This is a genomic window from Metapseudomonas resinovorans DSM 21078, assembly GCF_000423545.1.
Classification (GTDB): domain Bacteria; phylum Pseudomonadota; class Gammaproteobacteria; order Pseudomonadales; family Pseudomonadaceae; genus Metapseudomonas; species Metapseudomonas resinovorans.
On sequence record NZ_AUIE01000052.1, the window covers coordinates 1 to 10,729 of the forward strand.

Below are 10,729 nucleotides of genomic sequence, written 5' to 3' on the forward strand. Positions count from 1 at the left end.
ATCTGCCCATCGACAACAACCGTGCCGAGAACGCCATCCGCCCCTTCGTGATCGGCCGCAAGAACTGGCTGTTCAGCGACACGCCCAAGGGCGCCACAGCCAGCGCGCAGCTCTACAGTCTGATCGAGACCGCCAAGGCTAATGGGCAGGAGCCCTATGCCTGGCTGCGCTATATCCTCGAACGCCTGCCCTTGGCCAATAGCATCGAAGACTTCGAAGCCCTGCTGCCGTGGAACTGCCCGCCGACGAGCGCATCCTGATAACAAAGCCTCGTCAACGGAAGACGGGGTTTATGGAGCGGATACGATTCTTCAGCCATCAACCTCAGCGAAGATCGGTGCTCAAACTCGGCGTACCGAATCCAGCCAGAGTCGCGTTCGAAGCACTCAGGTACTGAGACCAGAACTGATTGAGTGCGTCCATGGTCTTGCCCGAGCGGTAGGCATGCTTCACCGAATCGGTGACCAGGCCAGCGCCCGAAACGTAGACACGAGAGCCCTGCAGATCGGCGTACAGTCCTTTGCTTTGCGCGAGCTTCAATTCGTTGTTCACGTTGAGCTGCTTGATTTGGTTGGCTGCATAGAAGCTGGTGTATTCGGAGTGCTCAAGCATGTCCGAGATCAGGAAAATCACCCGATCATTCACGCCTTGCTCACGCTGCATGTCCTCGCCCACTTTTCGCAGGGAGTTCATGATCTCGCTCTTCGGAATGTCCTGGCGTGCTTGGCGTAGTCCGTTGACGAACTGCTTGCCAAAGCCAATCTGGAACGCCTTCTTCTGAGTGGTCAGGCATTGGTCCAGGCTACGCAGCTTGCGCTGGCTCACGTCATCACGGATTTCTCCTTCGAGCGGCATGTCCATCTCACCGGCATAGGTCAGGCGCAGATACTCGCCTGGCAGGAATGCGGAGAAGGTATATAGCTTCACGCGATCGCCAGCCTGTACGAAGCGATCGATCTGCCCCCAGCTGCTGCGCTGCAGATCCTCGGGCATCGGGATGGTTTGGTCGATAATGACCACCAGCTCGCGCCCGTTAGCAGCCGGTTTGATTTCGGTCAGACCGCTACGGTCGTAGCAGCTCTGCAGGTCGTTCCGCTCGGCAGCCAGCGCTGCACAGGGCAGCGCCAGCGCCAAGATCAATACCTTGGCCGCCCTCACGACAGTACTTCCTCTTTCTTAGCCGGGAACAGGCCCAAAGTTTTCAGGGCAATCTGCTGATCGCGGATGTCACGCAACTGGACCTCAGTGACACTCAGAGCACGGCTCGCGGCTGCAAGGCTTTCTTCCGGCAGGCCAGTGACATCATGGAAGTCGGTCGCCTTGATTGCGGCAGCAGGCTCAGCAGTCGGAGCAGGGGCGGCCGCCGCTAGGGCAGGAGCAGCTTCTACTGGCGCTTCTTGCGCTACCGGAGCCGCTTGAGCGACGGGCGCCGACTGAGCTACAGCTTTCTGCGACACCTTGCCAGCCTTGTACTCGACGTAGGCCAGGAAGTTGCGGTGGGCCGAGTTCTCGCCTTCCAAGGCGCTGAGTACGCCATTGTTGGTATGGTCGCGGCTGGAAAGCGCTGTCTGTAGACGGCGCAGCTTGTCGTCAGCATGGCTAGCGACGGCAATGCGCTGCTGGTCCATGGCGTCCATCATTTCCTCAGCAGTAGCGTACTCATGAGTGAGGCGCCATGCGGTGTGGGAATGGGTACCAGCAAAGTGGTACTTGCTGGCCAGCCAGATGCTGATGCCTTGGATAGCGATGTATATCAGGGACAGCATGACGTAGGTAGTCAGGCTGGCCTGGCGGATGGCATCCATCTTGTCTTCGATGGTGGCGTCTTGAGCTTCATCGTTGATGGCCTGGGACTCATCCGGCAGGTCAAACGGCGAGCCAACGCTGCTGTCGCTCTGAACGGATGCCTCAGCTTTCATGCTGTTGACCATCTCAGTCTCAATGCTGTCCAGGGTGGCGGAGCGGACAACAAAGGCGCCAATGGCCATACATGTGACAAAGGCGCCACAAATAATCAGCCAGAGGAACTTGCGGGACACGTTGGAGTTAACGTCCGCCACACGATTCAGCAATTGCTCATAGTCAGGCTTGCCGCTGTCGCTGAAAGAATCTTCCAGGTTGATTGCTTTGCCAGACTTCAGAGTACGGGAGCGCTTGCTCGGTTCTTCGCCCTGCCACCAGTGACGTGCACGGGCAATCAGGGTGTTGTGGTGCACGGTATGACCAGCAGCCTCGGCAAAAACAGCCGACGCCACTGCCAGCAGGATGGCTGTGCCGGCCGTCAGAAGGTGACGGTCATTGGTCGAGGCATCCATGTTCATCCAGCCAGCCAGCACATAGGCAAAACCCATCGCCTCGATCAAGACCAGAGCAACTACCAGGAACAGAACCCAAGCCGGACGCGGAGAGCGACCTGCTTCACCGGCCTTGGCCAGGTAGTCGAGAGAGGCGTTATAGGCCTCCGGGCCCTTCATGTACTTCTTGAACTCGCGGTAGTACACGTTAGCGAGAGTAACTTCGTGGTTGATCCAGCCATCGCTATCGACCGATGACGGCTTGCGCGACAGGCGGGCGACAGTACCGATCAGGGGGAAGCTATGCCAAGCACGGATCAGGAAGTAGGAAACCTGTTCCCAGTACTTCCAGACGACCACGGCACTCACGAGAAGCGAGACGATGCCGGCGGTCAGCATTTGGTTTGCGAGGATCAACGATTTAAGTGCAGCTAGTGATAAGTCTTCCATATAGGACTTCCATGACTTGTTTTATTTGGTTGCGGGGATTGGCACGTAAGTAGCCACATAGGCATCCGAACCGGCGGCATAGAACAGGGCGCCTTCAGTAACCTTGGCGTTGCCCTTGCTGAACACGAGATCCATGCAGGACACGGATGCCTTCGCATCGCGGGCAAACACTCGGTACAGCACCTCGCTTTCACCCTCGTAGGTGTTTGCTACAGCCTTGATCGTTTGCGCCCTGTTTTTGGTGTTTTGGTCGTAGTTCTCAACGACCTGCAGGATCGGCTGACGATCAACTTGCGCGCTCTCGCGCAAGATCGAGACCGGCGACACGGTAACCAAGTGACCGTTGACGGTGTTGGCCCACACGCGATTGTTGTAGCCCGGCAGGTAATCCTTGGTGGCATGACGCTGCAGAGGCTTGTCATCAGCCATGCTTAGCACTTCACCGGCACTACGCGGCATGTCAGCTTGGCAGCTGGCCATAGGCATTTCGTTTGCGTGAGCAGAGCTGACTAGCTCAAAGCCACTGTTCTTCGGCTTGATCTTCTGGGCCATGGACCAGTTGTAAGCATCAGTAGACTTTCCAGCGAAGTCGACAGCAGGACTTGCCTTGGAAGCCAGCTTAGCAGAGCTGCTGGCGCTGGCGACTGTAGTTGAGGACGTAGACGACTGAGTGGCTGCCGGTGCGCTCGTGGAGGCTGAGGACTTGATTGTCGGAGCGGCAGCAACACTAGCCTTGGGTACCGTGGAGGTACCGTACTGCAGGTACTTGGTGTTGCCTGCCTCAGCCTGCGCACGCATAACCAGCGCTTGATCGTTGGCCAGTTCAACGATTTCTACGCGGCGGTTCTGGCCACGAACGAACACATCGCTGTTATCGGCGATTGGTCGAGAAGAGCCTGCACCTTGGTAATAGATCGAGCTAGCCGGGATACCAGCAGCTACGAGCACTTTGCCTACGGTTTTAGCCCGACGCTCAGAGAGCTTTTGGTTGTACTCAGCGTTGCCGGTGGCATCGCTGTGGCCAACAACCAGGAGGCGACGCTCCTTCGCTTCTTTGGCCGCTGCTTGCTGGTCAGTCGCCTTAGGCTTGGCGTACATCTCGGCCAGCTTGCTCACTGCACGCTTGCCGCTTTCGGTAAGCTCTGCAGAGTCGGTGGCAAACATGCCGGTGTCTTCGATCTGAGTGACCAAGCCCGCTTCTTTCGGGACTGCAGTTGCAATCGCCCCCTCGGCGACGGTTAGCTGCTCGGTCTGGATCTTCAGGTTCTCTTCTTTGGCGATTCGATCCAGCTCTTGAAGGCGGGACTGCCACACGTAGCCAAGCGCACAACCAAGCGCGCCACCAACGGCGACACCAGCAAGGACACCGTCTTTACCCTTCAGGGCATACCCTGCAGCAGCGCCACCAACGACGCCGACGCCGCAAAGAACTGCCATACCATAGTCTTTGCCAACGCTATTAACGGATTCCTGTAGGTCTTGCATTTGCTGACTGGAGCAGCCAGCTGCCGTAAGAAAGGCGCAACTGAGCGCCGTAAGGCGAAACGATCTGTGCATGACGGCTCCTTGCCGATCAAACTTCTTGACGGTGGCATTTTGACATCCAGCCACGCGCGGAATTTACAGAGAGATGCAGCACATTGCCACTACAAACCAGTCGACTCAGAGTCCTGTTCTGACTGACCAGCTAGGCATGTGGAGCTGCAGGATTGCGCGGATATGCGCTTGAACGCGGCCCGGGGCCTGTTGCACAGCGTGGCAAGCATGACGCCGGGCGAGGTGGATGGACGCGACCTGATGCACATCGCCGATTCCGCGCAGTTGCTGCTGACCGATGCCTGCGACCTGGTGGCCGCAGCGCGGAAAGCGGCCCGTCGGGAGGCCGGCCGCTGATGGGGGAGCCCACGAGAATCGAGGCTCCACTGCGCCAGCACCAAGGTACCGCCGCCCACCAACGCCAAGGCATCAGAACAGGTTTCGGAGCACCAGGAAGGCACCGGCGCTGAGCAGCGCGGCGGCGGGCAGGGTGATGATCCAGGCGAGGCCGATGGGCTTCATCAGGCCCCAGTTGGTCTGGCGGTTGACCAGGCCGATCCCGAGCACGGCGCCGATCAGGATGTGGGTACTGGATACCGGCAGGCCCATGACCGAGGCCGCCATCACCACCGCGGCAGCAGCCAGCTCGGCGGAGAAGCCTGAGGCCGGATGCAGTTGGGTGAGGTTGTGGCCCACGGTCTGGATCACTTCCTTGCCGATGAACCAGAGGCCGACGATCAGCGCCACGCCGAAGGTGATCATGGCGACGGTGGGGATGGCCGCCTGGGAGCCGGTCTCACCGGTGCGCAGCACGTCGATGATGGCGGCGAAGGGGCCAATGGCGTTGGCGATATCGTTGGCGCCGTGGCTGAAGGCGAAGCCGCAGGCAGTGAACACCTGCATCCAGCTGAAGATGAGGAAGGTGGCGCGGCCCAGGGGTTCGTCCCGCAGGGACCGGGCGAAGACGTAGGTGGACATCCACACGCCGACGCCGATCATGCCCAGCAGCAGGTAGCTGTTAAGGGTGGTGAGGCCCAGTTCGAGGTTCTTCAGGCCTTTGAACAGCAGCATGGAGCCAATGACCATCGCACCAATGGCAGCCACCAGCGGCACCCAGGTTTCCAGGGCGCGGTGGGAGGCGATGTCTTCACGCTGGCGATCCAGGTGGTAGAGGCCCTTGAAGTAGTCGGACTCCAGGTCCTCGGGGTCGAAATCACGGTCGCTCATCAGCTGCTGGTCGCGCGCCATGGCGTGGGTATAGGCGACCTTTTGCAGCTCGGAGAGACGGTCAAAGCCTTCCTGGTGCTGGGCCTTGTGGGCGCGCTTCTGCTCCCGCAGGGCTTCCAGACGATCTTCGGCACGCTCGTTGTAGGTCAGGATGTGTTTCTTGATCTGGTTGAACAGCAGGTAGGCCACCAGGCCACCGAGCAGCGGCGAGAGCACCCAGGACATGGCGATTTCGCCGATCTTGTCCCACTGCACCAGTTCGAGGGCGGCCTCGCCTCCCTGCATCAGGATGCCGAGGGCGATAGAGCTGCCGACGATGGCGCCGATGATGGAGTGGGTCGTGGAGACCGGGTAGCCGCGCTTGGTGGCGAACAGCAGCCAGAGCGCGGCGGCGATCAGCGCCGACATCATGATGTAGACGAAATCGAGCGGCGCTACCTGCATCGCCCCCAGATCGACGATGCCGCCGCGGATGGTCTGGGTGACGTGGCCACCGGCGATGATAGCTCCGGAGACCTCGAACACCGCGGCGACGATCAGCGCCTGCTTGATGGTCAGGGTGCCAGCGCCCACCGAGGTGCCGAAGGAGTTGGCGACGTCGTTGCCGCCGATGTTGAAGGCCATGAACACGCCGAACAGCGTGGCCAGGACGAACAGCAGGATATGGTTGCCCTGGACGTAGTCGACGCCCCAGAACAGGAAGTAACCAGTGACGGCGATGAACAGTGCGCTGAAGAACAGGCTGATGGGCGAGATGCCAGGCGTGCCAAGTGGCGACACACTGCGGGTGGTCGTGGGGTTGGTCATGAATGGCTCCGAAGCAGGACCGGTTGTCGTCGAGCCGGAGCCAGGCGGGCCTGGAACTGCCGCTCGACGGCACGAACCCCTTGGGGGTTCGTCGTCGCGCAAATTAAGACAGTTTCATGACCATTTGATGACAGTTCTTACATCGCCCGTATGACGGGGCCTCTTTCACCCCGGGGCGGCTTCAGGCCAGGTAGTCCTCCGCCAGCTTGACCCAGCAATCGGAGCCGATGCGAACCAGCGCGTCGCTGAAGTCGTAGTGGGGGTTGTGCACCGAGCAGCCGTGGAATTCGCCCTCGCCGTTGCCCAGCATGAAGTAGCAACCCGGCACCTCGGTAAGCATCCAGGCGAAATCCTCGGTCCCCATCACTTTGGCCGCGCGCGGCAGCACAAGCCCTGGCTCGAACAGCGGGGTGAGGCTGGTGCGCAGCAGCTCGGTTTCCGCCTCGCTGTTGACCAGTGCAGGCGCGAGCTGGGTGATTTCCAGTTCAATCTCGACGCCGAACAGCTGCTCGTGGCCGCGGACGATCTCTTCCAGCCGCTGGTTGATCTTGCGCCGGGTGGCGGGGGTGTCGGTGCGCACGCTGACCAGCATCCGCGCATCGTCGGGAATGATGTTGTAGACGGTTCCCGCCGCCACCGTGCCGATGCTGATGACCGCGTACTCCTCCACCGCGAGGTTGCGCGACTTGATGGTCTGGATGGCGTTGATCAGGCTGGCCAGTACCGGTATCGGATCCACCACGAGCTCGGGCATGGCACCGTGGCCGCCACGCCCCTTTATGTGGAGCCCAACACGCTTCGAGGACGCCATGGTGGGACCGGACTGGACCACGGCGGTGCCCACCGGGATGCCGGGCATGTTGTGCAGGGCAAAGATGGCATCGCAGGGGAAGCGTTGGAACAGTCCGTCTTCCATCATGGCGCGGGCGCCACAAAGCCCTTCCTCGTCGGGTTGGAAGATGAGATTCAGGGTGCCGTTGAAACGGGGTTCCCGTGTCAGGCGCCAGGCAGCGGCAAGCAGAATAGCGGTGTGGCCGTCATGGCCGCAGGCATGCATCCGGCCGGGTATGTGGCTGGCATGGGCGAAGTCGTTCTTCTCCTGCATGGGCAAGGCATCCATGTCGGCCCGCAGGCCCAGGCGCCGGCCACCTTCGCCACGACGCAGTACGCCGTGGCCGCCAATACCGCTATGCACCTCGTAGCCCCAGGCTTCGAGCCTGCTGACCACCAGTTCGGCAGTAAGGGGGGTGTCGCCGCCCAGCTCCGGGGCTTGGTGGATATCGCGGCGCAGTTGGACGAAGGCGTCGAGGTCCAGCTCGGCGCCGGGTTGGATCAGTGCATTCATGGGGTCACTCCCGTCCGGGGTTTTCAGGGAACAGAGCCAGGCAAATATCACCGGTAAGGTGATGGTCCAGGCGAGCAGCTTCTTGCGCAGTACATGGCGGTCGGCGAAACGGCCGGCCAGGGGCGTGATCACCGCCAGGCAGGTGCTGGCGACATAGGCGATGGCCAGCAGGGTATGACGCAGATCGATCTGGTTGCGCCAGTGGCCCCTTTGGTTGGCGGGCTCAGCCTCGTGGGTTTCCGGCAGGCAGCGGCGGATGTACCAGCCCACCGGACCGATCAACAGGCCGATGGTGAGACTGAGGGCCGCCTTGCGCCCGTGACGGCCTGCGAAGCGGCCAATGACCATAGCGCCCACCGGACGCATGAGGAAGCCGACGCCGAAGGTGGTGATGGACATCAGCAGCGAGGCCATTTCCGACTGGACCGGGAAGAAGTTCTTCGCGATCACCACGGCAAAGAAGCTGTAGATGGTGAAGTCGTACATCTCCAGTGCATTGCCCAGGGCACAGGCCACCGTGGCTTTTCTGGAACCGCTGGCCGATCGAGCGCCGACGCTGGGAATGGGTCTTTCCTTGCAGGCCTCGGCCGAGGGTTTTCCCGCCCTGGCGCGGGTGGCGTCGGGGTTCGGCTACTACAACGTCGACAAGGGTTTTGACGATCGCATGGCGCTCTACGGGACCCTGGGCGCCTTCACCAGTTATCACAACTCGGAGCACCACAGCGGCTTCCGTCTGGAGGGTGGCGGCGCCTGGACTAATAAGCTGGGGGCTTACCTGCGTAAGGCCCTGGACGAGGAGACGGTACTGGAGCTGGACGTGGAAGAAGGCTTCAACCTCAACGGCCAAGCCTTGGACCAGCACTGGAAACAGATCGGCAGCCTGTGCCTGGCGGTGGCGGCGCTGCGCAACAAGCGCTTCGGCAAGGTGGAATACGGGAAGACCTACGGAATGGGGACGCCTACCTACGCAGACCCGTTTCTGGCGGTCTACGGTTCGCCCTATACCTTCCTCACCCTGCCGCCGCCGGGTAAGGGTGCCTTCTACCTGGACATGCTGCCCAAGCACACCCTGGCCTATACAACGCCGTCGCTGGCGGGATGGAGCCTGGGTACAGCGATGACCTTCGGTTTCAACGATACGGCCAGCTCCGGGAAGACCCTGCGCGGCCAGGGCGTGAAGCTGCAGTACAACTCGCCGTCGTTGATGTTGCTTGGCTCCTACAACCAGTACCTGAGCGACCCCTGGGACGACAACGGCCACAACCGGCAGACCCGCAACCACTACAGCAGCGCATCGGTGTTCTACGACTTCGGTCCGCTGGCCTCCAGCCTGACCTGGCAGCGCCAGGACGTGGACTACGCCACCACGCCGAGCATGGAAGCCCGGACCCTGGGATTAATGGCGCCCGTAGGCCGGACGGATGTGGCGCGTTTGCTGCTGGTTCACCGGGACCTGGAGTTCGGTGAGCGGGATGCCACCGGGGTGATGCTGGGCTACGACCATTTCCTGCAATCCAACCTCGCCCTGTACCTGCGGGTGGCACTGATCGACAACCAGTCGCAGTCTTCCCTCAGCCATGCAGGCATTCCACTGGAGCAGCCCGGGGACGATCCGCACAACGTGGCGATAGGCGTCTACTACCACTTCTAGACCTGGGGCAAGGCGAGCTCGCTGACCGCCAGACGGGCCTTGAGGCTGTAGAACAGGTCCCGAGCCGGGGAGGTAAGCGAATGCCTGTCGATGCAGACCAGGTAGATGGGGTACTCGGGAATGATCTCTTCCACCTTCACCTGGACCAGATTGGTGTTCAGCGCGCCCGGCATGACGTTGGCCAGGCCCAGTTCGCTGAGGGTCATGAAGGCTTCACCCCGCCGCAGCAACCGCAACGCCAGCATCACTGAGGAGCACTCGATGATGCGCTGGGGCGCGTGAATGTCGTTGACCTCGAACATCTGATAGAACTGCGAGGAGCGGTCGTCGATCTCGTCAAGGCTGAGCCAGTTGGCGTATTGCAACTGGCGCAGGGAACGGGAATGGCGCAGGGGGTTGTCGGTGCTGCAGACCACCACACCACGGATGCGGTTAAGGGCTTCCCAGTCGAGATTGAGCCGCTGGGTGTTCTGCTGCGAGGTGATTGCGAAGTCGAGGGTACCGTCGCGCAGGCGCTGAAGGATCTGGCTGGGGCGCAGGTCCACCAGCTTGAGGCGTACGCGGGGGGTTTTTCGTCTGGAAGACGGTGAGGCTTTCCTCCAGCCCATCCAGCATGGCGGTCAGAGAGGTGACACCGATGGAAATTTCTCCAACGGTCATGGCCTGGATGTTCTCGGCCTCGATCTGCAGGCGCCGCAGGCTCTCCACTGCCAGTTGGGCGTGGCGGATTACCCGCCGCCCTTCCTCGATCAGCGACATGCCCTTGTAGGAGCGCTGCAGCAGGGTGAGCCCAAGCTCCCTTTCCAGGTCTTTGATGGAACGGCCAGCGCGGGCTGGGTGACATGCAGGATCTGCGACGCTTCGTTGAGGCTGCCGGCGCGATGGATGGCAACCAAGGCCTTGATCTGATGGAGTTTCACGTATCGGGGTCTCGCGGGGGTGGCGGCTTGGACCAGGCAAGATGCTGGCCAGCCGACGCCTGCAGTCCCGGCCATCCTAATACCGCAAAGGGTAACGGCCTACGTCGCTAGGGATAATTTTCGATCCAGTTTTTCCGGCGCAAAGACAAACCCCCGAATCGTTTTCACGATTCGGGGGTTTGGGATAGAAGCTTGACGATGACCTACTCTCACATGGAGAAGCTCCACACTACCATCGGCGATGCGTCGTTTCACTGCTGAGTTCGGGATGGGATCAGGTGGTTCCAACGCTCTATGGTCGTCAAGCAATTCGGTTGGGGCAACGTCTGGGACGCTACCCCGAATCAGGTATGTGACAGTCTGTTTTTGCGGTTCAGGCCAATTTTCGGTCTGTCGACTTCAACCAGTCGCACCCACAATCACCAGATTGTTTGGGTGTTATATGGTCAAGCCTCACGGGCAATTAGTATTGGTTAGCTCAACGCCTCACAGCGCTTAC

General features: G+C 60.8%; 8 protein-coding genes, 1 rRNA gene and 1 pseudogene. 3 read left to right on the forward strand and 7 right to left on the reverse strand.

The window, feature by feature from the left end; translation table 11 throughout:
• Positions 1 to 260, forward strand: a 260-nt coding sequence (locus G559_RS29255; protein WP_036997789.1) for a transposase domain-containing protein, incomplete at its 5' end; no start/stop codon positions are given.
• A 64-nt stretch (positions 261 to 324) separates the two neighbouring features.
• Here G559_RS29255 and G559_RS0123265 read toward each other — a convergent pair.
• Genes G559_RS0123265 through G559_RS0123275 form a run of 3 tightly spaced genes read right to left on the reverse strand, consistent with a single transcriptional unit; the run spans position 325 to position 4,301 of the window.
• On the reverse strand, positions 325 to 1,134 hold the full coding sequence (locus G559_RS0123265) for a hypothetical protein (protein ID WP_245586536.1): 810 nt from the start codon (positions 1,132 to 1,134) through the stop codon (positions 325 to 327).
• Between the two features lie 20 nt (positions 1,135 to 1,154).
• Entirely contained in the window at positions 1,155 to 2,744 is a 1,590-nt protein-coding gene (locus G559_RS0123270; protein WP_028630542.1) for a hypothetical protein, read from the reverse strand.
• 21 nt (positions 2,745 to 2,765) lie between these two features.
• Entirely contained in the window at positions 2,766 to 4,301 is a 1,536-nt protein-coding gene (locus tag G559_RS0123275; protein WP_028630543.1) for an OmpA family protein, read from the reverse strand.
• A gap of 162 nt (positions 4,302 to 4,463) precedes the next feature.
• Between G559_RS0123275 and G559_RS30720 the strand changes: the two genes are divergently transcribed.
• Positions 4,464 to 4,637, forward strand: coding sequence for a hypothetical protein (locus tag G559_RS30720; RefSeq protein ID WP_169338779.1), 174 nt, complete (start codon positions 4,464 to 4,466; stop codon positions 4,635 to 4,637).
• Between the two features lie 72 nt (positions 4,638 to 4,709).
• Here the strand turns inward: G559_RS30720 and G559_RS0123285 are convergent, their stop codons facing one another.
• Entirely contained in the window at positions 4,710 to 6,314 is a 1,605-nt protein-coding gene (locus tag G559_RS0123285; RefSeq protein ID WP_051246871.1) for an inorganic phosphate transporter, read from the reverse strand.
• A gap of 181 nt (positions 6,315 to 6,495) precedes the next feature.
• Positions 6,496 to 7,659: an amidohydrolase gene (locus G559_RS0123290; protein WP_028630545.1), complete on the reverse strand. Its 1,164-nt coding sequence runs from the start codon at positions 7,657 to 7,659 to the stop codon at positions 6,496 to 6,498.
• Between the two features lie 562 nt (positions 7,660 to 8,221).
• Here G559_RS0123290 and G559_RS0123295 point away from each other — a divergent pair.
• A complete protein-coding gene (locus G559_RS0123295) occupies positions 8,222 to 9,310 on the forward strand; it encodes a porin (protein ID WP_051246874.1) in 1,089 nt (362 codons plus the stop codon).
• Here G559_RS0123295 and G559_RS31020 read toward each other — a convergent pair.
• Together G559_RS31020 and rrf are read right to left on the reverse strand one after the other, a co-directional pair.
• Positions 9,307 to 10,230, reverse strand: a pseudogene (locus G559_RS31020) (LysR family transcriptional regulator). The gene G559_RS0123295 and the pseudogene G559_RS31020 sit on opposite strands and share 4 nt — an antisense overlap.
• A 190-nt stretch (positions 10,231 to 10,420) precedes the next feature.
• A 5S ribosomal RNA gene (gene rrf, locus G559_RS0123305) occupies positions 10,421 to 10,536 on the reverse strand.
• Positions 10,537 to 10,729 lie beyond the last annotated feature (193 nt).

Coding starts and splice junctions, on each gene's coding strand:
- G559_RS0123285 (WP_051246871.1), bottom strand. CDS start 6,314: ATGACCAACCCCACGACCACCCGCAGTGTGTCGCCACTTGGCACGCCT.
- G559_RS30720 (WP_169338779.1), top strand. CDS start 4,464: ATGCGCTTGAACGCGGCCCGGGGCCTGTTGCACAGCGTGGCAAGCATG.
- G559_RS0123295 (WP_051246874.1), top strand. CDS start 8,222: ATGGGTCTTTCCTTGCAGGCCTCGGCCGAGGGTTTTCCCGCCCTGGCG.
- G559_RS0123270 (WP_028630542.1), bottom strand. CDS start 2,744: ATGGAAGACTTATCACTAGCTGCACTTAAATCGTTGATCCTCGCAAAC.
- G559_RS0123290 (WP_028630545.1), bottom strand. CDS start 7,659: ATGAATGCACTGATCCAACCCGGCGCCGAGCTGGACCTCGACGCCTTC.
- G559_RS0123275 (WP_028630543.1), bottom strand. CDS start 4,301: ATGCACAGATCGTTTCGCCTTACGGCGCTCAGTTGCGCCTTTCTTACG.